The organism is Streptomyces sp. NPDC001219, from assembly GCF_053597915.1.
This window is the reverse complement of the sequence record NZ_JBSFJF010000085.1, coordinates 1-24,681: the sequence shown is the minus strand read 5'-3', so window position 1 is coordinate 24,681 and position 24,681 is coordinate 1. Positions and strand designations below refer to the sequence as shown.

General features: G+C 73.1%; 22 protein-coding genes and 1 pseudogene. 12 read left to right on the top strand and 11 right to left on the bottom strand.

The annotated features are described in order from the left end of the window. From ACWC9R_RS32990 to ACWC9R_RS32960, 7 genes and pseudogenes are all read left to right on the top strand, one after another. Window positions 1-105 (top strand): annotated as a pseudogene (locus ACWC9R_RS32990) (2-hydroxy-3-oxopropionate reductase); the annotation flags it as partial. A 246-nt stretch (window positions 106-351) separates the two neighbouring features. Beyond that, the gene (locus ACWC9R_RS32985; RefSeq protein WP_450737094.1) at window positions 352-1,809 is read left to right on the top strand and encodes a catalase; all 1,458 of its coding nucleotides are present in this window, start codon (window positions 352-354) and stop codon (window positions 1,807-1,809) included. 562 nt (window positions 1,810-2,371) lie between these two features. Further along, window positions 2,372-3,127 carry a hypothetical protein gene (locus ACWC9R_RS32980; protein WP_450737088.1) on the top strand — a complete coding sequence of 252 codons (756 nt, stop codon included), beginning with the start codon at window positions 2,372-2,374 and terminating at the stop codon, window positions 3,125-3,127. A 78-nt stretch (window positions 3,128-3,205) separates the two neighbouring features. Further along, a complete protein-coding gene (locus ACWC9R_RS32975) occupies window positions 3,206-3,586 on the top strand; it encodes an MmcQ/YjbR family DNA-binding protein (protein ID WP_450737086.1) in 381 nt (126 codons plus the stop codon). A gap of 61 nt (window positions 3,587-3,647) precedes the next feature. Then, window positions 3,648-4,160, top strand: coding sequence for an NUDIX hydrolase (locus ACWC9R_RS32970; protein WP_450737084.1), 513 nt, complete (start codon window positions 3,648-3,650; stop codon window positions 4,158-4,160). A gap of 83 nt (window positions 4,161-4,243) precedes the next feature. Continuing rightward, the gene (locus ACWC9R_RS32965; protein ID WP_450737082.1) at window positions 4,244-5,410 is read left to right on the top strand and encodes a hypothetical protein; all 1,167 of its coding nucleotides are present in this window, start codon (window positions 4,244-4,246) and stop codon (window positions 5,408-5,410) included. 43 nt (window positions 5,411-5,453) lie between these two features. After that, entirely contained in the window at window positions 5,454-5,639 is a 186-nt protein-coding gene (locus ACWC9R_RS32960; RefSeq protein WP_450737080.1) for a hypothetical protein, read from the top strand. Between the two features lie 85 nt (window positions 5,640-5,724). Here the strand turns inward: ACWC9R_RS32960 and ACWC9R_RS32955 are convergent, their stop codons facing one another. The 3 genes from ACWC9R_RS32955 to ACWC9R_RS32945 all read right to left on the bottom strand — a co-directional run bounded on the left by ACWC9R_RS32955 (window position 5,725) and on the right by ACWC9R_RS32945 (window position 9,875). Continuing rightward, window positions 5,725-6,465, bottom strand: a complete 741-nt coding sequence (locus tag ACWC9R_RS32955; RefSeq protein WP_450737078.1) for a class I SAM-dependent methyltransferase — start codon at window positions 6,463-6,465, stop codon at window positions 5,725-5,727. Window positions 6,466-6,534: 69 nt separating this feature from the next. Beyond that, the gene (locus ACWC9R_RS32950) at window positions 6,535-8,175 is read right to left on the bottom strand and encodes an AMP-binding protein (protein ID WP_450737076.1); all 1,641 of its coding nucleotides are present in this window, start codon (window positions 8,173-8,175) and stop codon (window positions 6,535-6,537) included. Continuing rightward, window positions 8,172-9,875: an AMP-binding protein gene (locus ACWC9R_RS32945; RefSeq protein WP_450737074.1), complete on the bottom strand. Its 1,704-nt coding sequence runs from the start codon at window positions 9,873-9,875 to the stop codon at window positions 8,172-8,174. Before ACWC9R_RS32945 ends, ACWC9R_RS32950 begins: the two co-directional genes overlap by 4 nt. Window positions 9,876-9,968: 93 nt before the next feature. Here ACWC9R_RS32945 and ACWC9R_RS32940 point away from each other — a divergent pair, with 93 nt between their 5' ends. Together ACWC9R_RS32940 and ACWC9R_RS32935 are read left to right on the top strand one after the other, a co-directional pair. After that, window positions 9,969-10,814 (top strand): response regulator transcription factor, encoded by an 846-nt coding sequence (locus ACWC9R_RS32940; RefSeq protein WP_450737072.1) that lies wholly within the window; start codon window positions 9,969-9,971, stop codon window positions 10,812-10,814. Window positions 10,815-10,965: 151 nt separating this feature from the next. Then, window positions 10,966-11,127, top strand: coding sequence for a hypothetical protein (locus tag ACWC9R_RS32935; protein ID WP_362612133.1), 162 nt, complete (start codon window positions 10,966-10,968; stop codon window positions 11,125-11,127). An 89-nt stretch (window positions 11,128-11,216) separates the two neighbouring features. On the opposite strand, the gene dmpI is transcribed toward ACWC9R_RS32935, so the two are convergent. Further along, window positions 11,217-11,399 (bottom strand): 4-oxalocrotonate tautomerase DmpI, encoded by a 183-nt coding sequence (gene dmpI / locus ACWC9R_RS32930; RefSeq protein ID WP_450737070.1) that lies wholly within the window; start codon window positions 11,397-11,399, stop codon window positions 11,217-11,219. A 172-nt stretch (window positions 11,400-11,571) separates the two neighbouring features. Continuing rightward, window positions 11,572-12,408: a LysR family transcriptional regulator gene (locus ACWC9R_RS32925; RefSeq protein WP_450737068.1), complete on the bottom strand. Its 837-nt coding sequence runs from the start codon at window positions 12,406-12,408 to the stop codon at window positions 11,572-11,574. Window positions 12,409-12,649: 241 nt separating this feature from the next. Here ACWC9R_RS32925 and ACWC9R_RS32920 point away from each other — a divergent pair, with 241 nt between their 5' ends. Continuing rightward, entirely contained in the window at window positions 12,650-13,213 is a 564-nt protein-coding gene (locus tag ACWC9R_RS32920) for a GNAT family N-acetyltransferase (protein WP_450737066.1), read from the top strand. Window positions 13,214-13,256: 43 nt separating this feature from the next. Here the strand turns inward: ACWC9R_RS32920 and ACWC9R_RS32915 are convergent, their stop codons facing one another. The 6 genes from ACWC9R_RS32915 to ACWC9R_RS32890 form a co-directional block, all read right to left on the bottom strand. Then, on the bottom strand, window positions 13,257-14,492 hold the full coding sequence (locus tag ACWC9R_RS32915) for a GNAT family N-acetyltransferase (RefSeq protein WP_450737092.1): 1,236 nt from the start codon (window positions 14,490-14,492) through the stop codon (window positions 13,257-13,259). 134 nt (window positions 14,493-14,626) lie between these two features. Then, window positions 14,627-15,868, bottom strand: coding sequence for an XdhC family protein (locus tag ACWC9R_RS32910; RefSeq protein ID WP_450737065.1), 1,242 nt, complete (start codon window positions 15,866-15,868; stop codon window positions 14,627-14,629). A gap of 38 nt (window positions 15,869-15,906) precedes the next feature. Then, complete coding sequence (locus ACWC9R_RS32905) at window positions 15,907-17,364, bottom strand: NCS2 family permease (RefSeq protein ID WP_450737063.1); 1,458 nt, start codon at window positions 17,362-17,364, stop codon at window positions 15,907-15,909. A 238-nt stretch (window positions 17,365-17,602) separates the two neighbouring features. Further along, window positions 17,603-20,014: a xanthine dehydrogenase family protein molybdopterin-binding subunit gene (locus ACWC9R_RS32900; RefSeq protein WP_450737062.1), complete on the bottom strand. Its 2,412-nt coding sequence runs from the start codon at window positions 20,012-20,014 to the stop codon at window positions 17,603-17,605. 4 nt (window positions 20,015-20,018) lie between these two features. Continuing rightward, entirely contained in the window at window positions 20,019-20,615 is a 597-nt protein-coding gene (locus tag ACWC9R_RS32895; RefSeq protein WP_450737060.1) for a (2Fe-2S)-binding protein, read from the bottom strand. Next, complete coding sequence (locus ACWC9R_RS32890; protein ID WP_450737059.1) at window positions 20,606-21,493, bottom strand: FAD binding domain-containing protein; 888 nt, start codon at window positions 21,491-21,493, stop codon at window positions 20,606-20,608. The genes ACWC9R_RS32895 and ACWC9R_RS32890 overlap by 10 nt, the downstream gene beginning before the upstream one ends. A gap of 260 nt (window positions 21,494-21,753) precedes the next feature. Between ACWC9R_RS32890 and ACWC9R_RS32885 the strand changes: the two genes are divergently transcribed. Both ACWC9R_RS32885 and ACWC9R_RS32880 read left to right on the top strand, forming a co-directional pair. Next, window positions 21,754-23,466 (top strand): PucR family transcriptional regulator, encoded by a 1,713-nt coding sequence (locus tag ACWC9R_RS32885; protein WP_450737057.1) that lies wholly within the window; start codon window positions 21,754-21,756, stop codon window positions 23,464-23,466. Between the two features lie 273 nt (window positions 23,467-23,739). Further along, on the top strand, window positions 23,740-24,591 hold the full coding sequence (locus ACWC9R_RS32880) for a hypothetical protein (RefSeq protein ID WP_450737090.1): 852 nt from the start codon (window positions 23,740-23,742) through the stop codon (window positions 24,589-24,591). The last annotated feature ends 90 nt before the right edge of the window (window positions 24,592-24,681 follow it).

Genomic DNA, 24,681 nt, shown 5'->3' with positions numbered 1-24,681 from the left:
GCCCAACTCGTCGCCGCCCTGCGCAACCAAGGCGACGGCGGCCTCGACCACTCCGCCCTCCTGCGCGGCGTCGAACGCCTCTCCGGACACACCACCCACAGCTGAGCCGGCGCCCCGGAAGCGGACCGGAGCCCGGCTTCCGGCACCCGCTTCCCCCAGCTTCCGGGCGGCGGCCGCGCCGACACTTGTCCTGTCGCGCCCAGGCGTGGCCGCCGTCCGGAACCCCTTTGGACACCCCTCGGGTTTGTTTCAACAAACTGTTGACGTTTGGTCGGAGCCCTTCTTACGCTCCGACTTGCGGAAGCCAACTTCCGCGCTCTCGTACGGAAGGTCACCATGTCGAAGCCCACGCTGACGTCGCGCTTTCTCACTACGGAGGCTGGCGCCCCCGTCGCCGACAACCAGAACTCCGCCACCGCCGGCGTCGGCGGCCCGATCGTGCTCCAGGACCAGCACCTGCTGGAGAAGCTCGCCCGCTTCAACCGCGAGCGCATCCCGGAGCGCGTCGTGCACGCCCGTGGCTCCGGGGCGTACGGCTACTTCGAGGTGACCGACGACGTCACCGCCTTCACCCGGGCCGGCTTCCTCGACACCGTCGGCAGGCGGACCGAGACCTTCATCCGCTTCTCGACCGTCGCCGACAGCCTCGGCGGCCCTGACGCGGCCCGTGACCCGCGTGGCTTCGCGCTGAAGTTCTACACCGAGGAGGGCAACTACGACCTCGTCGGCAACAACACCCCGGTGTTCTTCATCAAGGACCCCATCAAGTTCCCCGACTTCATCCACTCGCAGAAGCGCGACCCCTTCACGGGCAAGCAGGAGCCGGACAACGTCTGGGACTTCTGGGCGCACTCCCCCGAGGCCACCCACCAGGTCACCTGGCTGATGGGCGACCGCGGCATCCCGGCCTCCTACCGCCACATGAACGGCTACGGCTCGCACACCTACCAGTGGACGAACGCCGAGGGCGAGGCCTTCTTCGTCAAGTACCACTTCAAGACCAACCAGGGCATCCGCTGCCTGGACGCCGAGCAGGGCGCCGAGCTGTCCGGCACGGACCCGAACAGCCACCAGACCGATCTGCTGCAGTCCATCGAGCGGGGCGTCTACCCCTCCTGGACGCTGTACGTGCAGATCATGCCGGCGGCCGAGGCGGCGCACTATCGCTTCAACCCCTTCGACCTGACGAAGGTGTGGCCGCACGCGGACTACCCGCTGCAGCGCGTCGGCCGCCTGGTCCTGGACCGCAACCCCGACAACGTCTTCGCCGAGGTCGAGCAGTCCGCGTTCTCCCCGAACAACTTCGTGCCGGGCATCGGCCCGTCCCCGGACAAGATGCTCCAGGGCCGGCTGTTCGCCTACGCCGACGCGCACCGCTACCGCCTGGGCGTCAACCACACCCAGCTGCCGGTGAACGCCCCCAAGGCGACCGAGGCCGACAACTACGGCCGGGACGGCCTGATGGCCACCAACGGCTACGACCGGTACGCCAAGAACTACGAGCCCAACTCCTACGGCGGCCCGGTGCAGACCGGTCAGCCGCTGTCCGCCCCGCTCGCCGTCTCCGGCCACGTCGGCACCCATGAGGCCCCCGCGCACACCAAGGACGACGACTTCTTCCAGGCCGGTGAGCTCTACCGGCTGATGTCGGAGGACGAGAAGAAGCGCCTGGTGAACAACATCGCCGGCGGCCTCTCCCAGGTCAGTCGCGACGATGTGCTGGAGAAGAACCTCGCCCACTTCCACGCCGCCGACCCCGACTACGGCAAGCGCGTGGAGGCCAGGGTCAACGAGCTGCGCGAGGACTGACGGGAGGTCAGGCACTCGCGCGTCCGTACCGGCGGCCCGTTGAGGGGTGGCCGGCCGGTACGGAGTGGGAGCGCGAGCTCCGCGGCACCACGGGGAGCATCAGTGCGGTGGCAGCGCTCGCCCGACAGGAAGGGTGAGCCGCTCCCCCGCCGCGGAGCCCGCCTCCTCCCACCCCATGCTCCGTCCGGCGGTGCGATGTCACGTCGCGCCCGATCGCCCGCACTGCCGGACGGAATCCACGACAGGGCCCGGCATCCGTACGGTCACACACGGGTGCCGGGCCCTGCGGCTGTCTGTCACCGGGACGGGGCGACCGTGACGGCCCCCGGCGACTGCCCCTGAGGGCTCCGGCCGCTCCTGCACACCCCGAGACACTCCCGCCGCACACCTCGGGGGCGCGCTCCCCCCTTACGCCGTGACCCCGCCTCCTCGGCGCGTTCTCCCCCACCTGCGACTCCCGGCCACCCTTCGGCCCCAATTCGGCCCCCTGCGGCCGGTTTTGGAGAGACCATGGGGGCAGCAGATCCGACCGGTCTGCCGTCCGACCTGCCAGGAGCCGACCATGGCCGACAGCGTGCCGGTGCGGTGCCCCACGTGCCGCCGCGAGAACGCCTTCGCCCCGCCCACCTTCCCGTGCGCCTGCGGCGCCCCGCTCACCCTGCCGGTGCTGCGCGGCGGAGTACCCGTCGAGATACTCCACCGCACCTGGCAGGCCTCCTGGGTGGAGGTGCGCTGTGAGGTCTGCGGCCGGCAGGACGAGTGGCCGGCGCCGGAGTCCGGCTGCGCCTGCGGCACGGTCGTCCGGGTCCCGGTCGCCCCGGCGCCCCCGCTGCCGCCGCCGAACTTCCCGCGCTCCGGACAGCCCGTACCGAAGCCCACGCCGAAGCCCGCGCCGCCACCCGCCGCCGACCCCGGACACGCGGCCCTGCGGCCCGCCTTCCGCCCGGTCACCATCCGTACCGCCCGCGACTGCGTCACGGCCGCCGAGCAGTATCTGAAGTGGCTGGGCTACGCCGATGTCGCCCGGACCCGGGAGCGCACCGCCTCCGGGCTGGACCTGCGCGGCACGGGTGTGGTCGCCCAGGTCGACCCCACCACCCGCGCCACCGAGCTGCGCGAGATCGAATGCGTCTGGCTCAACGGCCTCAACGACTCGGCCCTCGCGGTCTTCTTCTCCCTCGCCGGCTACGCCCACGACGCCCGCGCCCGCGCGGACGCCCTGCACCTCCCGCTGTTCGTCATGGACCTCACGGGCACCCCGCAGCCGGTCAACGACCCGGCCGACGAACTGATCAAGTACGGCGCCGCGGGGCGGTGACGGGCCCGCCGCGAGACGCCCCGCCCGGCGGCCCCGCCCCCGGCCGGGGCGCGGGCGTCCGCCGCACATAATGACGGGATGATCGACGCGAACGCCCTGCGGGCCGTCTGCCTGGACTTCAACGGTGCGACCGAGGAATTCCCCTTCCCACGGCACCCGGACGTATCGACCTTCAAGGTCGGCGGCAAGATCTTCGCGCTGAGCACGCTGACGGACACCCCGCTCACCGTGAGCCTCAAGTGCGATCCCGAGCTGGCCGAACGACTGCGGGCGGCACACCCCGAGGTGGTGCCGGGCTACCACCTCAACAAGCGGCACTGGAACACCGTTTCCCTGGACGGGGACCTCCCCGACCGGCTGGTGCTCGACCTGATCGAGGACTCGTACGACCTGGTGGTGGCGTCGTTGCCGCGCGCCGAACGCCTGCGCCTCGACTGGCCGGGAGAGCGGCAGCCCTGAGCCGGCGAGGCGACGAGCGGCGGCGCGGGCCCGGGTGCGAGCCCCGGCATAGGCTTCGGCCATGCGAAGAACTCCCCGCCGCGCCGCCCGCGTTGCCGTCCTGGACCCCGCAGGATCGGTCTTCCTGCTCCGGTACGACAACGAAGAGGTCGGGCCCCACTGGGCGATGCCCGGCGGCGGGCTCGACCCGGGCGAGACCCCGCGCGCGGGCGCGCTGCGTGAGGTGCGCGAGGAGACCGGCTGGACGGACCTGGAGCCCGGCCCCCTGCTGTGCACCTGGGAGCACGACTTCACCCGGGCCGGCGTCCCGGTACGCCAGCACGAGCACATCTACCTCGCCCACGGCCCGCGCCGGGAGCCCACCGACGGCGTGGCCGCGGCGCATGCCGACGACCGCATCCTCGGCTGGAGATGGTGGAGCCCCGCCGACCTGGCCGGTTCCCCGGACGCCCTCTGGCCGCCGTCACTGGCCGCCCTGCTGAGGCCCTGGCACGGCACGGACCCCACCACCCCGGCCCCCGCCCCCGTAGACCTGGGATACGTACCGAACTCCGCCCCCGTCCACCCCCACTGACCCGGAGCGCCTCGCCGCGACCGGCACGCACCACCCCACCGCCGCTACCTCCTCCCCTCTCCCTCCCGCCCCAGGAGTTCCCGATGACCGCCGACGGCACCCCGGGCCGTGCCGCCCCGCTTCCCTCCCCCGAGGTGCTCTGGCGGCACGCCGCCACCCTGGCCGCCTGGAGCGCCGAGCACCCGCTGCCCGTGCACAACTACCGGGTGGACGAGGCCGGGCTGCGCTCCGAGGACATCGGCAACGGCTGGTGGGCGCTGGCCCGGGTCGAGGGCGGCCGGGCGGTGCTGTACGGCGTCGACCTCGACTACAGCGACACCCTCTCCCGTACTCCGCCGCTGGACCTGCTGGCCGGCGGGCCGCACTGGCTGCCGTGGGAGTGGCTGACGGCGGTGGTCGACGGGAGCGAGGAACTCGGGTTCGTGTACTGGTGGGCCGACGGGGCGTGGGACCGGACCCGGTACCCGGAGGCGGTCGACGACGGGGTGTCCGCCATGGTCCCCGCCGACGACGCCGAGGTGCGCGCGGTCCTCACGGCGCTACGGGAGGACGGGGCCGACGCGGAGGAGCTGCGCCGTAAGGGGACGGAGGAGGCGCGGGCCGCCGCGGTGCGCGGCATCGGCCGACCGGAGCTTCCGGCCGGAAGCGGCGAGCCCGCGGGCCGTCGGGTGCCGTGTCCGCTGCCCGAGCAGTACGCGGGGGTGCTCGCGGTCGCGATGCGCGCCGCGGCGGAGGCGGAGCACCCGCTGCCCGGCGGGAGCGGTGCCGAGGAGCGGCTGGTGGCGTGGCTGCGCACTCATCACCCCTGGTCGGAGGGGAGTTGCACGCTCACCGCCGCGTTCGCGGACGGCACCGACCCGGGCAACCGGTACCGCCGCGACGTCTTCCTCGACGAGCAGGGGCGGTGGCTCGGCGAGGAACTCTGCGAGCTGCTGGCAGACCTCCGGGCGGCGGACGCGGCGGCCGCGGGCGGCGACGCGTACGGCCGCTGGCTCTACGTCCGGGTGCGGGCCGGCGCCGACGGCGTCACCGTGGACCGCGCCCATGACCACCTACCCCAGTGGTGGCGGGCCCGCTACGGCGGGGCCATGGCATGGCCGGGCACCCTGACACGGGAGATGAACCGCCGCCCACCGCACCGACGTCCGGTCTGGGCCCGACTCCTGGACGAGGACATCCCCCACACCGGCGCTCCCGCGGAACTCTGCGCACTGCCGGCCCAGGCGGACGCGGGCACACCGGCACGGTGAACGGCCGGCCTGCTTCTTCGCGCTGCTGCTTCCCTGGATGTGGGTGTACTTCGCGTTCACCTATGACCTCCCCAAGGCGCTGCCCTTCCTGGCCCTGGCGGTGACGCACGCGGGGCTGGCACTCATCTGGCTCGGGCGGCGCAGGTCACGCCGGTCGCTCACCTGGACGGGCGTCGGCTGCTATCCCCTGGCAGTCGGCCTGTGTCTGCTGCTGCGGAACGTCCTCTGAAGGGTGTTGCGTGCCGAGCCGGCGAAGGGGACAGGCGGTCCGCCTCCGTCGACTCACCGCGACCCGAGGTCAGCTCGATCCGAGGTCACCGCGACCCGAGTTCAGCCCGATAGCACTCCGTCACATAGGGCATCTCCCCCGGACGCTCCGCGTCGAGCAGCGTGTGGACCCGGCCCAGCAGTTCCTCCCGCGCTGCGGGCTCCAGGGTGATCACATAGCTGCGGGAGGCGACCATGTCCATGACCTCTGCGGCCGTCATCGGATGGCTCCAGCGGAAGTCCTGACGCTCGACAGGGCCGAACGGCCTTCCCACGCAGTCCACTTGACGGTCTTCCGTGGGCGCTGCCGCGCAGTCGCGCAGAATCCGGTCCAGCTCCGCGACCCAGGGCACCGACACGTCGCGGCGGTTCCACACCAGACCCAGCCGCCCGCCCGGGCGCAGCACCCGGGCGGCTTCCGGGACCGCCCGCTCCGGGTCCACCCAGTGCCAGGCCTGCGCGCAGACCAGGGTGTCGACGCTCGCGTCCGGCAGCGGGATCGATTCCCCCGTCCCTTCCAGAACCCGCACCTCGGGGAGCACTTGGGCGAAGTGCTCCCGCATCCCGGCCGAGGGTTCCACCGCGACGGTCTCCCGGCCCGGGGCCCGCAGCGCGCGGGTCAGCTTGCCGGTGCCGGCACCGAGGTCCACCACGGTCCGTGCGCCCTCGGGCACCAGCCAGGCCACCGCCTCCGGCGGGTAGGGCGGGCGGCCCCGCTCGTAGGCGTCCGCCGCGGCTCCGAACGAGCCCGCCTGCCGCTGTTTCTCCCGCTCTTCGGCTGTCGTCATGCCCGGCAATCCTGCCAGGCGGCCGCTCGGCGCCACCGTGCCGTTCGGCGCACCCTCCCGGGCAGCCCGCTAGGGAGCCCCCACCCCCCGCTCCCCCGCCAGCCGCTCCCGGAGTTCGATCTTGCGGACCTTGCCGCTGACGGTCATGGGGAAGGCGTCGAGGATCTCCAGGTGGCGCGGCACCTTGTAGTGGGCGAGGCGGGAACGGCAGTAGTCGGTCAACTCCTCGTGGGTGAGGGGGTCTTCGGGGTCGCGGAGGATGACGCAGGCGGCGATCTCCTCGCCGTACTTCTCGTCGGGGACCCCGACGACCTGGACGTCGGCGATCTTGGGGTGGGAGTAGAGGAACTCCTCGATCTCCCGGGGGTAGACGTTCTCCCCGCCCCTGATGATCATGTCCTTGATGCGGCCGACGATCCGGACGTAGCCGTCGTCGTTCATCACCGCGAGGTCGCCGGTGTGCATCCAGCGGGCCGCGTCGATGACTTCGGCGGTGCGCTCGGGGTCGTCCCAGTAGCCGAGCATCACGCTGTAGCCGCGGGTACGCAGTTCACCGGGGGTGCCGCGGGGCACGGTCACCCCGCTCGACGGGTCGGCGACCTTCACCTCAAGGTAGGGCAGCACCCGGCCGACGGTCGTGGTGCGGTGGGCGAGGTCGTCCTCGCGGCGGGTCTGGGTGGAGACCGGTGAGGTCTCGGTCATGCCGTAGCAGATGGAGACCTCGGTCATGTGCATCTCGGCGACCACCCGCTTCATCACCTCCTCGGGGCACGGCGAGCCCGCCATGATGCCGGTGCGGAGTGAGGAGAGGTCGTAGGAGGCGAAGTCGGGGTGGTCGAGTTCGGCGATGAACATGGTGGGGACGCCGTAGAGGGAGGTGCAGCGCTCGTCCTGCACGGCCCTGAGGGTGGCGGCGGGGTCGAAGGCGGGGGCCGGGATGACGATGCAGGCGCCGTGTGAGGTGGCGCCGAGGTTGCCCATGACCATGCCGAAGCAGTGGTAGAAGGGCACCGGCAGACACACCCGGTCCTCGGCGGTGTAGCCGAGGGTCTCGCCGACCCAGTAGCCGTTGTTGAGGATGTTGTGGTGGGAGAGGGTGGCGCCCTTGGGGAAGCCGGTGGTGCCCGAGGTGTACTGGATGTTGACCGGGTCGTCGGCGGTCAGCTCCGCTTCGCAGTCGGTGAGGCGGTGCTCCGGGACGGTGGCGCCGGCGGCCAGCAGCCCGGCCCAGGTCTCGTCGCCGATGTAGACCACCTCGCGCAGCGCCGGGCACTCCTCGCGCACCTGCTCGATCATGCCGCGGTAGTCGCTGGTCCGGTGGTGGGTCGCGGACACCAGGACGGCGATGCCGGCCTGCCGCAGGACGTAGCCCAGCTCATGGACGCGGTAGGCGGGGTTGACGTTGACGAGGATCGCCCCGATCCGGGCGGTGGCGTACTGGACGAGGACCCATTCGGCGCAGTTGGGTGCCCAGATGCCGACCCGGTCGCCCTTGGTGACGCCCTTGGCGAGCAGGCCGAGCGCCACCTCGTCGACCGCGCGGCCCAGCGCGGTGTAGGTCCAGCGGCGGCCGCTCTCGGCCTCGACCAGCGCCTCGCGGTCGCCGAACCGGGCGATGGTGCGGGCCAGATCGGTGCCGATGGTGTGGCCGAGCAGCCGCCCCCCGGCAGCCCCGCAGGCGTACGACAGCTCCTGGTGCTGCTGGCTCATCGGTGGTTTTCCTCCCAGTACTCGGCGCCGCCGTCGCCCTGCGCGGTGCGTTCGCGCAGCTCGATACGGCGGATCTTGCCGGAGACGGTCTTCGGCAGCTCGGCGAACTCCAGCCGCCGGATGCGCTTGTAGGGTGCCAGGACCGCACGGGAGTGCTCAAAGATCAGCTTCGCGGTCTCCGGTCCGGCCGACCAGCCGGCCGCCAGCACCACATACGCCTTGGGCACGGCCAGCCGCAGCGGGTCCGGCGCCGGCACCACGGCGGCCTCGGCGACCGCCTCGTGCTCCAGCAGGGCGCTCTCCAGCTCGAAGGGGGAGATCTTGTAGTCGGACGCCTTGAAGACGTCGTCGGCCCGCCCCACATACGTGATCCAGCCGTCGCGGTCGCGGGTGCCGATGTCGCCGGTGCGGTAGTAGCCGTCGGCCATCACCTCCGCGGTACGGGCCGGGTCCCCGTGGTAGCCGGTCATCAGGCCGACCGGCCGGGCCGCCAGGTCGAGGGCGATCTCGCCCTCGTCGGCCGGTGCGCCGCTGACCGGGTCGAGCAGGACGACGTCGAAGCCGGGGGTGGGACGGCCCATGGAGCCCGGCTTGACGGTCTGACCCGGGGTGTTGGCCACCTGCACGGCGGTCTCGGTCTGTCCGAAGCCGTCCCGGATGGTGACGCCCCAGGACTGCCGCACCTGCTCGATGATCTCCGGGTTGAGTGGTTCGCCGGCCGCGACGATCTCCCGCGGCGGATGGCGGAGCGCGGACAGATCGGCCTGGATGAGCATCCGCCAGACGGTCGGCGGGGCGCAGAAGCTGGTGACGCGGGCCCGGTCCATCTCCGCCATGAGCCGGGCCGCGTCGAAGCGGGTGTAGTTGTGGAGGAAGACGGTGGCCTCCGCGTTCCAGGGCGCGAAGAGATTGGACCAGGCGTGCTTGGCCCATCCGGGCGAGGAGATGTTCAGATGCACGTCGCCGGGCCGCAGACCGATCCAGTACATCGTCGCGAGATGGCCGATGGGGTACGAGGCGTGGGTGTGCTCGACGAGTTTGGGGCGGGCGGTGGTGCCGGAGGTGAAGTAGAGCATCAGGGCGTCGTCCGCCCGGGTCGGCCCGCCCGGCTCGAAGGTCTCGGGGCCGTCGTAGGCGTCCTCGTACGAGAGCCAGCCGTCCGGGGCGCCGCCGACCGCGATCCGGGTGTAGTCGCCCGCCACGCCGTCGAACTTGGCGGTGTCCGCGGCGCGCACGATGACGTGCCGGGCGTGGCCGCGGTCGATCCGGTCGGCGAGGTCGGCGGGGCCGAGCAGCGGCGTCGCGGGGATGACGACGGCGCGCAGCTTCATCGCGGCGAGCGCGGTCTCCCACAGCTCCACCTGGTTGCCGAGCATCATGACGATGCGGTCACCGGCGCGCACCCCGTGGGCGGACAGCCAGTTGGCGGCCTGGTCGGAGCGGCGGCGCATGGCGTCGAAGCTCAGCTTCGTCTCGCTGCCGTCCTCCTCGACGAGGTGCAGGGCGGTGCGGTCGTTGCCGTGGGCGAGGGTGTCGAACCAGTCCAGCGCCCAGTTGAAGTACTCCGGCCGGGGCCAGCGGAACTCCGCGCGGGCCGCTTCGTAGTCCTCCCGGTGCCGTAGCAGCAGATCCCGCGCCGCCCGGAACTCCTCGGTGGCGTCCGGGGCGCGCCCCGTCGCCCCGGCTTCCGTCTCCGTCATCCGTCCTCCTCATTGCCGCACCGCTACCTGCCATCGTGTAATCAGTGGCGCAGGTCCCACCACCCCCGAACGGGGGGAAGCGGAGGTTTCCTCGTGCGGCTCGACCCGGATGCGCACGCGACGGCGGACGTACGGGCGGCGCTGTCGCGGCTGCGGCGGGCCGGCGGGCTGCCGGTGGCGTTCGGCGGACTGCTGTCCGGTGCGGGGCACTACCGCATCGACGAGCTGGCAGGTACGGAGACCGCGGTGCTGCGCGGGCTGGACATCGTGCGGGGCAACGGGCTGGGCGGGAAGGCCGTGGCGCTGTCCCGTCCGCTCGCGGTGACCGACTACAGCACCTCGTCGGCGATCAGCCATGAGTACGACGCGGCGGTGGCCGCGGAGGGACTGCGCTCGGTGCTCGCGGTGCCGGTGATCGTCCGGCGCCGGGTGCGCGGGGTGCTGTACGGGGCGCTGCGCCGTCCGGTGCGGCTCGGCGACCGGCCGCTGTCGGCGGCCATGGAGGTGGCGCGGGAGCTGGAACAGGCGCTGCTGCTGCAGGACGAGGCGGCGCGGCTGCTGTCGGTGTCGCGGCAGCCCGCGGCCGGCGACCCGGCGCGCTGGGAGGAGGTCCGGGAGGCACACGGCGAGCTGCGCGGCCTGGCCCAGCGGGTCGGCGACCCGCTGCTGCGGCAGCAGCTGCTGACGGCGTGCGGCCGGCTCGCCGCGGCCTCGTCGCACCGGCCCGGCCAGGACGGCGCGGCCCCCGCCCTGTCCCCCCGCGAGGTCGACGTCCTCGCCTGTGTGGCGTCGGGCGCGACGAACGCGGGAGTGGCGGAGCGGCTGGACCTCCGCCCGGAGACCGTGAAGAGCTATCTCCGGTCCGCCATGCGGAAGTTGGACGCCCACACCCGCCTCCAGGCGGTGACCGCGGCACGGCGGGCGGGGCTGCTGCCGTAGTAACACGCTCAGGAGCGGTCCCGGACGACGCCTCCGGCCGCGTGGGGAGCGGCACGACCAGCGCGTGATCCCGCGCGCGCGTCACCGGGTCTCGCCGTGTGCACCCGTTCACGCCCTCCCGCCCCGGACGGCGTGCCGCCATGATGCTGCCATGCCCGACGCCCACTGCTCGAAGTGCTGCCCCGTCAAACCGCCCAAGCCCGAGGTGCCCGCCCCGTGGCCGCTCGGGGCGCTGCTGTGGCTCGGCATCATCCTCGGGGTCAGCGGCGGCGCCTACGTGTGCGTGATGTGGCTGGTGTCCAGCGCGTTCTGACGCCCGGGCCCGGCCCCGCGCGGTGGCGTTGTCCCGCCTCGCGGGCGGGCCGGGCCTCCCCCGTACGGCCCGGCCCGCCCGTCGGCCGGCTACTTGTCGGCGGTGAGGGTGCCCGCCGCGCCCCAGCTGTCGGTGGGTACTTCCTGAATCCAGACCGTCACGCTCTCGGCGGGAATCCGGTAGGTGTCCACGAAGGCGTCGGTGAGCTGCCGGACCAGCTCCCGCTTCTGCTCGACGCTGCGCGGGCCCTGCTGGACGGTGATGGTGGGCATGGTGAACTCCCTTGGTGGAGAGGGCCGTTGCTCGTCAGGAACGCAGGGGTTCCGGCGTGTTCCACGGCCCGGTGTCCCCGGGTTCGCCCCGGGTTTCCGGTGGTTGACCGGCGTGCCCTCAGTCCATCGCGTCCGGCCGGTGCGACCAAGAAGCGGATCGTGCACACAGCGATCAGCGATCGCGATCGGGCACGTCGCTGCCGTCCTCGGCGGTGCAGGCCCGCAGCAGCGGACCGGTCCCGGCGGGCGGGTCGCTGCGGCGCAGCGCGAGCGAGGTGGTGAGTTCCAGGCCCGGGTCGCGGAACGGCAGGAAGGCGACCCGGGGCGTGCTCAGCCGGCGGGCGTGCGAGGCGTAGACGACGGTCCACAGCGCGTCCGCCGGGCCGCGGGCGCCGATCGCGGTGAGGGTGTCGTCCAGCGATCCGTAGGCGGGGCCCGGTACGGGGGTGAAGCCGGCGTCGTGGCAGGCGTCGACGACCAGGTCGACCAGGGCCCGGTTGGTGCGGCGCGGGGTCAGGACCAGCGGGACGGGCGCGAGGTCGGCGAGCGCGACCGGGCCGGAGGCGGCGGCCAGGGGGTGCCGGGCGGGGACGACCGCCACCAGCGGGTCCTGCCACAGCGGGACGCAGCGCAGCCCGTCCCGGCCCTCGTCCTCCGGAGCGCCGCGGAGGAAGGCGGCGTCCAGCTCGCCGGACGCCACCCGGTCGAGCCGGTCCCGGGCGCGTACGGCCACCAGCTCCACCCGGGTCTGCGGGGCGAGCCGGGCCAGGGTGTCCAGCACCCGGTCGAGGTGGGCGCCCAGGCCCGTGCTCGTGCCCAGGCGCAGGGTGGCGGCCCGTGCGCCGGTCAGCTCGGTGACGGCGGCGCGGGCCCGTTCCTCGGCGGCGAGCAGCGCCCGCGCCTCCGGCAGGAACCGCTCGCCGACGGCCGTCGGCCGCACCCGGCGGGCCGAGCGGTCGAACAGCTCGGTCCCCAACTCCCGCTCCAGCCGCCTGATCTGCTGGCTCACCGCCGACTGGACGATGTGCAGCCTCCCCCATGCCTTAAGGGCATGGGGGCACCCCCATCGCCGCCCGCCCGAAATGCAGCTCCTGCGCCACCGTGACGAAGTACCGCACCTGCCGCAGCTCCACGCCTCTCCCCTCCCGGCCGCCGCTCCCCTGAGCCGGCCGCTCCCCTCGGTCCCCGGTGGCGCCCGCCGGCCGGTCAATTCCGTTGCCGCGGCGCCGCCGCCCGGACATCATCCCCCCATGATCGATACCACCGCACTTGCCGAGAACCCGGTGCTCACCGGCGACCGGGTCCGCCTCATACCGCTGTCGGCACGGCATGCGGCCGCCTTTCACGCCGCCTGCCAGGACCCGGAGATGCGCCGGCTGACCGGGACCCACCACGACTTCACCCTGGCGGAGCTGCAGACGTGGTGCGCCGGCAGCGCCGACCGCACGGACCGGCTGGACCTCGCCGTCGAGGACCGGGAGACGGGGACCTTCCTGGGCGAACTCGCCCTGAGCCAGATCGATCCGCCGAACGCCCACGGGGCCTTCCGGATCGCCCTCGTCCGGGAGGCCACCGACCGCGGGATCGGCAGTGAGGCGATCCGGCTGCTGCTGGACTACGCCTTCGAGCGGGTCGGCCTGCACCGCGTCCAGCTGGAGGTCTTCGACTACAACCCACGCGCCCGGCGGGCATACGAGAAGTGCGGCTTCGAGGTGGAGGGCCGGATGCGTGAGGCCCTCCACTGGGACGGCGCCTGGCATGACGTGCTGGTGATGGCGGCGCTGCGGCCGGGGCGGGCCGGGGGCGCGGGCTGAGAGGCCGGGACGGGAGGCGCCCCGGCCGGCCCGCGCCCGTGGCTCAGTAGTTCTCCCCGGTGAAGGGCAGCCACTCGGTCTCCAGCGCGGCGTCCAGGCGGCGGACCGCGCCCGGGGTGTGCTCGGTGGCCAGACCGGCCTGGACGAAGCGGCGCAGCGGCGTACCGCCGAGGTAGCAGGACGCCAACTCCCTTACGTCCAGGGCGATGTCGGGTGCCTCGTCGGTGGGCTGCCAGGTGGCGCCGTCGGGGCCCGCGGTCAGCCGGAAGCGGCCCGCGTTGACCGGCAGGGCGGTGTCGCGCAGGTCGAGGACGAGGTCGACCGGGGCCGCCCAGGAACGGGCGGTCAGCGCGGCGTGGACGTCCACCAGCCGGAGCCACACGGAGGGTTCCTGGCCGGTGATCCGTACCTGGTCGCGGTCGGCGACGAGGTGCAGCAGCGGATCGTCGGCGGGGCGGGCCTGGGCGCGTACCGTCGAGGTGAGGTCGATCGAGGCGAGGTAGGACCACAGGGCGGCGGCGGCCGGTGCGGTCTCCGCCTCCAGTTCCTCGACCCGGACCGCTCCCGGACGGCCCTCGCCCGGGCCGCGGGTGCGGTAGACGGCGTAGCCGGCGGGGACCTCGCCGCGCTCGCCCAGCACCACCACCCGCGCCGTACCGAACCCGTCACGGTCGTCGCCGCAGCGGGCCCCGTCGAGGTCCAGCACCTGCCGGTGCCACCAGGTCGCGTCGCGGGTGAAGCGGCCGGCGCGCTGCGGCAGGGTGGCGTCGTAGCGCGGGCCGAGCACGGCGGGTACGTCGGCCGGGTCGATCAGCCGCAGCGGGCGGCTGTCGGGGGTGACGCGCAGGGCGAGCGGGCGCGAGGAGTCGATCTCGACGCGGTAGGACTCGGTGGCGGCGCCGAAGCCGAAGCGGCCGTAGATGGCGCTCTCGGACGCCCAGAGACAGGACACCGGCCGGCCCTCGTCGGCGCAGCGGCGCCAGAGTTCGTCCAGCATCGCGGTGAGGACGCCGCGGCGCCGGTGGGTGGGCGCGACGGAGACGAAGTCCAGTGCGGCGCAGGGGAGTTGGTTCCCGGGGACGGAGAGGGTGAGCCGGTGCGCGCCGGCCACCCCGCTCAGCCGCCCGTCGTCGTAGGCGCCGATACGGGAGCAGGCCCGCAGCATGTCCCGGTGGTACGCGCGGGTCTTGTCGGGGAGTGCGAGGTGGAAGGCGAGATGGATCAGGTCCAGGGCCTGTTCGAGGTCGGCGTCGGGGAGCTCCCGGACATCCATGGGCATGCGCGCGTCGTCATCACTGGTCACCCGGGGACGCTAACCCGGGGCCCGGGGCGCTTCACCTTGTTTTTGCCGTGGTGCGGGGACGCCGCGGCTCCGGCCCGCGCAGCCTGGCGCACTCCCCGCGACGGGGCGCCTCAGGCCACCGACCCGATCCGTCCCAGGGACCGGCCGGTGTCGTGGTGGATCGGGGTGTGTGCGCCGGTCAGGGGGACGCCGGTGCCGCCGCGGCGGTTGGCGACGATCTCGGCGGCGATGGACAGGGCGGTCTCCTCCGGGGTGCGGGCGCCGAGGTCGAGTCCGATGGGCGAGCGCAGCCGGTTCAGTTCGAGTTCGGTCAGTCCGACGTCCCGCAGCCGCTGCTGGCGGTCCAGGTGGGTGCGGCGCGAGCCCATCGCGCCGACGTAGGCGACCGGGAGGCGGAGCGCCCGCTCCAGCAGCGGTACGTCGAACTTGGCGTCGTGGGTGAGCACACACAGCACCGTGCGGGCGTCGAGCCGCTGGGAGTCCAGGTAGCGGTGCGGCCAGTCGACGACGATCTCGTCGGCGTCCGGGAAGCGGGTCCGGGTGGCGAAGACGGGGCGGGCGTCGCAGACCGTGACGTGGTAGTTGAGGAACTTGCCGACCCTGACCAGCGCGGCGGCGAAGTCGATGGCGCCGAAGACGATCATGCGGGGCGGGGGGACGGCGGACTCGACGAGCAGGACGACGGGCTGGCCGCAGCGCGACCCGCCGGGCCGTGCGCCGTCGCCGCCCTCCGCCTCCTCGCCGGGCGCGAGGCCGGTGCCGATCTCCAGGCTGGTGGTGCGCCCGGCGTCCAGCAGGGCGCGGGTCTCCTCGACCGCGGTGCGGTCGAGGGCGGGGTGGCCGCCGAGGGTGCCGCTGTGGCGGCCGTCGGCGCGCACCAGCAGGGCGCGGCCGAGGAGTCCGGCGGGGCCCTGGACGACCCGGGCGACCGCCACCGCCTCGCCCGAAGCGGCGGCGGCCAGCCCGGCGGCGAGGGTGCCGGCGGTACGGTCCGTCCGCTCCCCCGCGATGCCGTCGTCACCGGCGGTCGCGGGGGCGTGCGTCCGTACCGGCTGGACGAGGATGTCGATGATGCCGCCGCAGGTCAGGCCCACGGCGAAGGCGTCCTCGTCGCTGTAGCCGAAGCGCTCCAGTACCGGTTCCCCGGTCTCCAGCGCCTGTTGGCACAGTTCGTACACCGCCCCCTCCACACATCCGCCGGAGACCGACCCGATCGCCGTGCCGTCACGGTCGACGGCCAGCGCGGCCCCGGGCTGGCGGGGCGCGCTGCCATGGGTGGCCACCACGGTGGCCACCGCGAACTCGCGGCCCTGCTCGACCCACCGGTGCAGCTCTGCGGCGATGTCCAGCATGTCGGTCTCCTCACGGACGGGGGGAAGCAGGCGGGGCGTTACTTGACGCCCAGCCACTGCTCGATCGGATGGAGCGAGAAATAGACGGTGAAGACGGCGGTCAGCACCCACATGAAGCCGCCGACCTCGCGCCACTTGCCCTGAGCCGCCTTGATGGCGGTGTAGGCGATGACGCCGGCGCCGACGCCCGCGGTGATGCTGTAGGTGAACGGCATCAGGGCCACGGTCAGGAAGACCGGAATGGACACCGAGCGGTCGCGCCAGTCCACCTGGCCCGCGGCGCTCATCATCATCGAGCCGATGACGACGAGGGCGGCCGAGGCCACCTGGGCCGGGACGAGCTGGGTGACCGGCGTGAAGAACAGGCAGGCCGCGAAGAACAGGCCGGTGACTACGGACGACAGCCCGGTCCGGGCCCCCTCGCCGACGCCGCTCGCCGACTCGATGAACACGGTCTGGCCGGACGCACCGGCGACGCCGCCGATGGCACCGCCCGCGCCGTCCACGAACAGCGCCTTGGACAGGCCCGGCATCCGGCCCTTGTCGTCGGCGAGCTTGGCCTCGGTGCCGACGCCGATGATGGTGGCCATGGCGTCGAAGAATCCGGCCAGCACCAGGGTGAAGACGATCATGCCGACGCTGAGGGCGCCGATGGAACCCCAGCCGCCGAACTCCACCTGGCCGAAGAGGCCGAAGTCGGGCATGGCGACGGCGTTGCCGGTCAGCTCCGGGGGCGTGCCGCCCCAGTCCTTGGCCGTCAGCCCGCCGATCCGGGTCGCCGCGATGGCCAGGACGCTGCCGACGACGATGCCGATGAGGATGGCGCCCGGCACCTTGCGGGCCTGCAGCATGAAGATCAGCAGCAGGGTGAGGCAGAAGAACAGGACCGGCCAGCCGGACAGCTGACCGTTGAGGCCGAGGGTGACCGGGCCGCCCTCCCCCTTGCCCACGAATCCGGCCTTCACCAGCCCGAGCAGGGCGACGAACATCCCGATGCCCATGGTGATCGCGTGCTTGAGCGCGAGCGGGATGGCGTTCATGATCATCTCGCGCAGTCCGGTGACCACCAGCAGACAGATGATCACGCCGTACACCACACACATCCCCATGGCCTGCGGCCAGGTCATGTTGGGGACGACCTGGGCGGTCAGCGCGGCGGAGACGTTCAGACCGGCGGCCAGCGCCAGCGGCACCTTGCCGATGAAGCCCATCAGCAGGGTGGAGACCGCCGCGGCCAGCGCGGTCGCGGTGACCACGCCGGCGTGCGCGAGGGTGTGGTGCGCCACGTCCTCCGTCGAGAGGATCAGCGGGTTGAGCAGGAGGATGTAGCACATCGCCATGAAGGTGGTGATGCCGCCGCGCACCTCTCGCGCGACCGTCGAGCCTCTGTCGGATATGTGGAAGTACCGGTCGAGCCAGGAGCGGCCGGCGGGCTGCCGCGAGCCGGCGCCCGCGTCTTCCGCCGTCGTCCTCGGCTCTGTGGACTGCTGGGTCATGGTGCCTTGCTCCCAAGGTTCAAAGGGGCACTCGCGTCGCGAGATTTGGGAAAGAACTTCGGCTGCACGACCCGGGGGACGGCCCGAGACGAACGGGGGCTGGCTCCGGCGGACCGGAGCAGCGACTGCGTACTGCGGGGTTCCGGTCTCCGGGCGGTACGCGGAGGAGGACGGACAGGGACACCCCTGACACGTACCGCCCGGAGGCCGGTGTCCGGGGTGGTCCCCGGACGGCTCTCTATGTACCGGTGAGGTGCTCGGGGCGCACCGGCGTCTTGTTGAGCTCCAGCCCGGTCGCGTTCCGGATCGCCGCGAGGACGGCCGGGGTGGACGACAGGGTGGGGGCCTCGCCGATGCCGCGCAGCCCGTACGGGGCGTGCTCGTCGGCGAGTTCGAGCACATCGACCGGGATGGTCGGGGTGTCGAGAATCGTGGGGATGAGGTAGTCCGTGAAGGAGGGGTTGCGCACCTTCGCGGTCTTGGGGTCGACGAGGATCTCCTCCATGACGGCCACGCCCAGTCCCTGGGTGGTGCCGCCCTGGATCTGGCCGACGACGGACAGCGGGTTGAGCGCCTTGCCGACGTCCTGGGCGCAGGCCAGCTCGACGACCTTGACCAGGCCCAGCTCGGTGTCCACCTCGACGACCGCGCGGTGGGCGGCGAAGGAGTACTGGACATGCCCGTTGCCCTGGCCGGTGCGCAGGTCGAAGGGCTCGGTGGGGCGGTGCCGCCACTCCAGCTCCAGGTCGACCGCCTCGCCCTCCAGGACGTCCGCCAGGTTGGCCAGGACCTCGCCGCCGTCGGTGACGACCTTGCCGCCCTCCAGCAGGAGTTCGGCGGTGGCCCACGCCGGGTGGTACGTGCCGAACTTGCGCCGGCCGAGGTCGAGGACCTGCTCGCGGACGTGCTCACAGGTGTTCTTGACCGCGCCGCCGGTGACATAGGTCTGGCGGGAGGCGGAGGTCGAGCCCGCCGAGCCGACCTGGGTGTCGGCCGGCTGGATGGTGACCTGCTGGACACCCAGCTCGGTACGGGCGATCTGCGCGTGGACGGTGACACCGCCCTGGCCGACCTCCGCCATCGCGGTGTGGACGGTGGCGACCGGCTCGCCGCCGACGACCTCCATCCGCACCCGGGCCGTGGAGTAGTCGTCGAAGCCCTCGGAGAAGCCGACGTTCTTGATGCCGACGGCGTAGCCGACACCGCGGACCACGCCCTCGCCGTGGGTGGTGTTGGACAGCCCGCCGGGCAGCGCGCGCACATCGGCGCCCGCCCCGGCGGTCAGCCACTGCTGCTCCGGGGGGAGCGGCCGGGCCTTGACGCGGCGCAGGAGTTCGGCGACCGGGGCCGGGGAGTCGACCGGCTGGCCGGTGGGCATGAGCGTGCCCTGTTCCATGGCGTTGAGCTGCCGGAACTCGACCGGGTCCATCCCCAGCTTCGCGGCGACCTTGTCCATCTGCGCCTCGTAGGCGAAGCACGCCTGGACCGCGCCGAAGCCGCGCATCGCGCCGCAGGGCGGGTTGTTGGAGTAGAGCGCGATGGCCTCGATGTCGACGTCGTCGACGACGTAGGGGCCGACGGCGAGCGAGGAGGCGTTGCCGACCACCGCCGGGGAGGCGGACGCGTAGGCGCCGCCGTCCAGCACGATCCGGCACCTGAGGTGGGTGAGCTTGCCGTCCCTGGTGGCGCCGTGCTCGTACCAGAGCTTCGCCGGGTGCCGGTGGACGTGCCCGAAGAAGGACTCGAACCGGTTGTAGACGATCTTGACGGGCTTGCCGGTGCGCAGCGCCAGGAGGCAGGCGTGGATCTGCATCGACAGGTCCTCACGGCCGCCGAACGCGCCGCCGACGCCGGAGAGCGTCATCCGCACCTTCTCCGGCGGCAGGCCGAGCACCGGGGCGATCTGGCGCAGGTCGGAGTGCAGCCACTGGGTGGCGACGTAGAGGTCGACGCCGCCGTCCTCGCCGGGCACCGCGAGCCCGGACTCCGGGCCGAGGAAGGCCTGGTCCTGCATGCCGAAGACGTACTCGCCGGAGACGATGACATCGGCCTTCTTGGCGGCCTCGCCGGCGTCGCCGCGGATGATCGGCTGGCGGTGGACGATGTTGGGGTGCGGTACGTGCCCGATGTGGTGGTCGGTGCGGTTCTCGTGGACCAGCGGGGCGCCCTCGGCGGTGGCGGAGGCCTCGTCGGTGACGACCGGCAGCTCGGCGTACTCGATCCTGATCTTGGCGGCGGCGCGGCGCGCGGTCTCCGGGTGGTCGGCGGCGACCAGCGCCACCGGCTCACCGTGGTGGCGCACCTTGCCGTGGGCGAGCACCGGCGTGTCCTGGATCTCCAGGCCGTAGTTCTTCACGTCGGTGGGCAGGTCGTCGTAGGTCAGCACCGCGTAGACGCCGGAGGTCGCCAGGGCCTCGGCGGTGTCGATGGAGACGATCTCGGCGTGCGCGACGGTGGAGCGCAGGGTGAAGCCCCACAGCATGTCCTCGTGCCACATGTCCGAGGAGTAGGCGAATTCGCCGGTCACCTTGAGGGTGCCGTCGGGCCGGAGCGTGGACTCACCGATCCCGGCCCTGGTCCGGCCGCCCTGGGTGAGGCTGGTGGGGGTACGGCCCGGCGCGGTGGCCGCGCGTGGCGAGGTGTCAGCCATGGTGTCAGGCCCCCTGTCCGGCGGTCCGCTGCTCGCCGCGGGCGGCCGCCAGCCGGACCGCGTCGAGGATCTTCTCGTAGCCCGTGCAGCGGCACAGGTTGCCCGACAGCGCCTCACGGATGTCGGCGTCCGACGGGGAGTCGTTGCGCTCCAGCAGTTCGTCGGCGGCGACCAGCAGGCCCGGGGTGCAGAAGCCGCACTGGACGGCGCCGGCGTCGATGAACGCCTCCTGGATCGGCGAGAGCGCCTCGTGCTCACCGGTCCGGGAGTCCGCGGGGCGGGCCTGCCACCGCTGGGCCTCGTCCAGGCCCGTGCCACAGGTGCCGGCGGCGCAGCCGCCCTCGGCGCGCTGCTTGGCGAAGTCCGCGAGTCCCTCGACGGTCACCACCTCACGGCCCTCGACCTGACCGGCGGCGACCAGACAGGAGCACACCGGCACACCGTCCAGCCGGACCGTGCAGGAACCGCATTCGCCCTGCTCACAGGCGTTCTTGGAGCCGGGCAGGCCCATCCGCTCCCGGAGGACGTACAGCAGGCTCTCGCCTTCCCAGACGTCGTCGGCCTCCTGGCGGCGGCCGTTGACGGTGAATGTCACGCGCACTGTGCGCTCCTCTCGTTGCCCCGGTAGGACTCCCAGGTCCAGCCGAGGGTGCGGCGCGCCATGATGCCGACCGCGTGCCGGCGGTAGGCGGCGCTGCCGCGCACATCGTCGATCGGGTTGCAGGCGCCGGCGGCGAGCTGCGCGAACTGCTTGGCGACGGACGGCGGAAGGGTGCCGCCGGACTCCCAGAAGCCGCCCTCGTCCAGCGCCGCGGTGAGGAAGTCCTCGGCCTCGCGGGCCCGCACGGGGGTGGGCGCGGCGGAGCCGATGCCGGTGCGCACCGTGCGGGTCTCGGGGTGCAGCGCGATACCGAAGGCGCAGACCGCGATGACCATCGCGTTGCGGGTGCCGACCTTGGAGAACTGCTGCGGCCCGTCGGCCTTCGGCAGATGCACCGAACGGATCAGCTCGTCGGGCTCCATGGCGTTGCGCTTCACGCCCACGTAGAAGTCGTCGACGGGGATCATCCGGCGGCCGCGTACCGACTCGACCTCGACCTCGCCGCCCGAGGCGAGCAGTGCGGGGTGCGCGTCACCGGCCGGGGAGGCGGTGCCGAGGTTGCCGCCGACGCCGCCGCGGTTGCGGATCTGCGGGGAGGCGACGGTGTGCGACGCCAGGGCCAGGCCCGGGAGTTCGGTCCGGAGGTTCTCCATGATCTGGGTGTAGGAAACGGAGGCGCCCAGGCGTACGGTCCTCTCGCCCACCTCCCACTCGTTCAGGTCACCGATGCGGTTCAGGTCGAGCAGGTACTCGGGGCGGCGGTGGTCGAAATTGATCTCGACCATCACATCCGTGCCGCCCGCGATGGGCACAGCGGTAGGGTGCTCGGCCTTGGCGGCGAGCGCCTCCTCCCAGCTGGCGGGGCGAAGGAAGTCCATGGTTGGCCTCTTCTGCGAAATCGGTCATTCGTTACTCATGGTGAGGACGCTGCGCCCACCTCGCCATGGAGCGGTTCATGTCTCGTTAACGGTTGAGCCTTAGTGAACGCGCCCCGGACCCGCCCGGTGCAGTCACCGAAACCATGAAGCGGTTGGCTGGCCAGGGCACCCGTCTTGTAGATTCGAACGAAAGACGAGGATCTGAAACCTCGCGGCATTCCACCGGCAACACCAGACAGCAAAGAACGGCGGGCGAGGTCATGCGGCTCCGCGCACTCCTGGACACCCCATCCCTGGGCCTTCGGCTGCTCGGGGGCGAGGACGAGCTGGACCGCACCCTACGCGGCGTGATGACCACCGACCTGCGCGACCCCAGCCGCTACCTCTCCGGTGGCGAACTGGTGCTGACCGGTCTGGCCTGGCGCCGGGCGCCCGAGGACTCCGAGCGCTTCGTCCGCATCCTGGCCGCCGCCGGGGTCGCCGGACTCGCCGCGGGCGAGGCGGAACTGGGCTCGGTCCCGGAGGACCTGGTCACGGCCTGCGTGCAGCACCGGCTGCCGCTGTTCTCGGTCGTCGAGGACGTCTCGTTCGCCTCCATCACCGAGCATGTCGTCCGCCAGGTCTCCAGCGAACGGGCCGGTGACCTGGCGGCCGTGGTGGACCGTCACCGGCGGCTGATGACGTCGGGGCCCGCCGGCGGCGGCCCGGAGGTGGTCCTGGACCTGCTCGGCTCCGACCTGGATCTGCGGGCCTGGGTGCTCTCCCCCACCGGCCGGCAGATCGCCGGTTCGACGCTGGCGGGCGCCGGGCCCGAGCTGTCCGCCGAGGTGGCCGCCCGGCTCGCGGGCGAGCACCTGGCGGCCGCCCGCAGCGGCCGCCGCGGCCCGCACCGCGTCACGCTGGAAGGGGGCGGCGCGCAGCGCCACGATGAGGGGCGGCGGTCGGGCGACGGGCCGGGGGGCACCTTCTCGCTGTTCCCGATCCGCCACGAGGGCCGTGACCTGCGGCAGACCCTGCTCAGCGACTGGCTGCTGGCCGTCGAGGCGGATGCCGGCGACTGGCCCGAGGAGCGCCTCGACCTGCTGCACGGGGTCACCCAGCTGATCGCCGTGGAACGCGACCGGCGCGACGCGGCCCGTACGGTCCGCCGCCGGCTCGCCCAGGAGGTGCTGGAGCTGGTCCAGACGGGTGCCCCGCCCGCCGAGATCGCGGCCCGGCTGCGGGTGGCGGCCCCGGTGCTGCTGCCCGGCCTGGGCACCGCGCCGCACTGGCAGATCGTGGTGGCCCGGGTCGAGTGGGCGGACGGCGACGTCCCCGGCGGCCCGGTGGCACAGAGCCTGCTGGAGGAGGTGCTGGTCGATCCGGGCACGTTCGGTCCGGAGCCCTCCGACCGGATCGCCGTGGCACACACCGGCGACGAGGCGGTGGCGCTGGTGCCGCTGCCCGTCCCGGACGAGCCCGGGGACTCCGCGGCGGCCGGTCTGCACGCCGACGAGCTGCTCGCGGTCGTCCGGCAGCCGCTCGGCCGCGGTCTGGCGGACGACGGGCGGCTGACGGTCGGCGTGAGCGCCTCGGTGCACTCGGCGGAGGGGCTGCGCGGCGCGCTGGAGGAGGCCCGGCACGCCCGCCGGGTCGCCGCCGCCCGTCCGGGCCGGGTCTGCGCCGCCGGACACGAGGAGCTGGCCTCGCACGTACTGCTGCTGCCGTTCGTGCCGGACGACGTCCGCCGGGCCTTCACCGCCCGGCTCCTGGACCCGCTGCGCGACTACGACCGCCGGCACCGCGCCGAGCTGATCCCCACGCTGGAGGCGTTCCTCGACTGCGACGGCTCCTGGACCCGCTGCGCCGGCCGCCTTCACCTGCACGTCAACACGCTCCGCTACCGGGTGGGCCGGATCGAGCAGCTCACCGGCCGGGACCTGTCCCGCCTGGAGGACAAGCTCGACTTCTTCCTCGCCCTGCGGATGAGCTGACGCGGCGGCGGCGACCCGGTCGGCCCGGACTCCACCGTTCGGGGTAATCCGATCGGGCGGTACCCGATCCCGGCGGCCGGGCGGCTGCCGTACCCGGCACCCCACGGCGCACCTGATCATCGCCGCGCCCCCCGCCGGAAACATGCACCGGGTGATTGTGAAAACATTCACCCGTCCCCTTGGCCCCACGACGGAATCCGTGCTGAGATGCGCACGGTCTGCAACTTCCAGCTCAATGGCGCGCTTGGGGAGGGCAATGTGGCGGACACCGCCATGTCAGGGGCGAGTCCCGTTGATCCGGTCGGTTCCGCGGAGCCGGTACCGCTCGCGGTACCGGGACCCGCATCCGCACCGGAGGCACCGGCGAACGGCACGGTCGAGGGGGACGGTCCCCTCGACCGTGCCGTTTGGCGTCTGCGCTCCCGCGGCTGCTGGCACGACGCGGCCGCACTGCTGGAACCACACTCCGTCCATCACGCCCCGTCCGCGCTGCGCCGCGCCGCGCTCCTGGTGGAGCGCTGCATGTTCACGGCCACCGGCTGGGCCGAGGCGGAGGACGCGCTGCGCACCGCCGAGGCGCTGGCGGGCGACGACGGCGAGCGGGGCGGCGCGGCCTGCGAACGCGGCCACCTCGCCTACGCCGCCACGGTCCTGGGCGTCCGCGACCGGGCCGACGAGGCGCGGTCGGCGCTCGGCCGGGCCGCCGCGCTGCTGGCGCCGGCCGCGCCCGGCCGCCCGCTGCTGGACTTCCGCCGCGGGCTGATGGCCGAGCACGTCGCCGACAGCCCGGACTCGGCGCGCGCCGCCTACCGCCGCGCGCACGCCGGTGCCACCGCACACGGTGACACCCTGCTGCTGTCCTTCACCTGGCGTCATCTGGCCGGGCTGGCGCTGCGCGACGGCGACGTGGCGGAGGCCCGGCACGGCTTCGCCGAGTCGCTGCGGATTCGCGAGGAGCTGGGCTTCCTCATCGGCACGGCACCGGCCCTCGCGGCACTGGCCGACGCCGCCCCGGACACCGACGCGCCCCGGCTGCGCGCCGAGGCCGCCCGGCTCTTCCGCCTCATGGGCGGCGTCCCCACCTGGCTCGCCGACCATCTGTCCACCGCCCTCCCGGCGACCTAGGACCTGTCGTCAAACTCCCGTCGTTCGCCCGAAGGGCGGCCCCGCGGCGTCTGGTGCGTGCGATCGCAAGGCGGAGGGTCGCCCCGATAC

Coding starts and splice junctions, on each gene's coding strand:
- ACWC9R_RS32980 (WP_450737088.1), top strand. CDS start 2,372: ATGGCCGACAGCGTGCCGGTGCGGTGCCCCACGTGCCGCCGCGAGAAC.
- ACWC9R_RS32975 (WP_450737086.1), top strand. CDS start 3,206: ATGATCGACGCGAACGCCCTGCGGGCCGTCTGCCTGGACTTCAACGGT.
- ACWC9R_RS32970 (WP_450737084.1), top strand. CDS start 3,648: ATGCGAAGAACTCCCCGCCGCGCCGCCCGCGTTGCCGTCCTGGACCCC.
- ACWC9R_RS32965 (WP_450737082.1), top strand. CDS start 4,244: ATGACCGCCGACGGCACCCCGGGCCGTGCCGCCCCGCTTCCCTCCCCC.
- ACWC9R_RS32955 (WP_450737078.1), bottom strand. CDS start 6,465: ATGACGACAGCCGAAGAGCGGGAGAAACAGCGGCAGGCGGGCTCGTTC.
- ACWC9R_RS32950 (WP_450737076.1), bottom strand. CDS start 8,175: ATGAGCCAGCAGCACCAGGAGCTGTCGTACGCCTGCGGGGCTGCCGGG.
- ACWC9R_RS32945 (WP_450737074.1), bottom strand. CDS start 9,875: ATGACGGAGACGGAAGCCGGGGCGACGGGGCGCGCCCCGGACGCCACC.
- ACWC9R_RS32935 (WP_362612133.1), top strand. CDS start 10,966: ATGCCCGACGCCCACTGCTCGAAGTGCTGCCCCGTCAAACCGCCCAAG.
- dmpI (WP_450737070.1), bottom strand. CDS start 11,399: ATGCCCACCATCACCGTCCAGCAGGGCCCGCGCAGCGTCGAGCAGAAG.
- ACWC9R_RS32920 (WP_450737066.1), top strand. CDS start 12,650: ATGATCGATACCACCGCACTTGCCGAGAACCCGGTGCTCACCGGCGAC.
- ACWC9R_RS32915 (WP_450737092.1), bottom strand. CDS start 14,492: ATGCCCATGGATGTCCGGGAGCTCCCCGACGCCGACCTCGAACAGGCC.
- ACWC9R_RS32910 (WP_450737065.1), bottom strand. CDS start 15,868: ATGCTGGACATCGCCGCAGAGCTGCACCGGTGGGTCGAGCAGGGCCGC.
- ACWC9R_RS32905 (WP_450737063.1), bottom strand. CDS start 17,364: ATGACCCAGCAGTCCACAGAGCCGAGGACGACGGCGGAAGACGCGGGC.
- ACWC9R_RS32900 (WP_450737062.1), bottom strand. CDS start 20,014: ATGGCTGACACCTCGCCACGCGCGGCCACCGCGCCGGGCCGTACCCCC.
- ACWC9R_RS32890 (WP_450737059.1), bottom strand. CDS start 21,493: ATGGACTTCCTTCGCCCCGCCAGCTGGGAGGAGGCGCTCGCCGCCAAG.
- ACWC9R_RS32885 (WP_450737057.1), top strand. CDS start 21,754: ATGCGGCTCCGCGCACTCCTGGACACCCCATCCCTGGGCCTTCGGCTG.
- ACWC9R_RS32880 (WP_450737090.1), top strand. CDS start 23,740: ATGTCAGGGGCGAGTCCCGTTGATCCGGTCGGTTCCGCGGAGCCGGTA.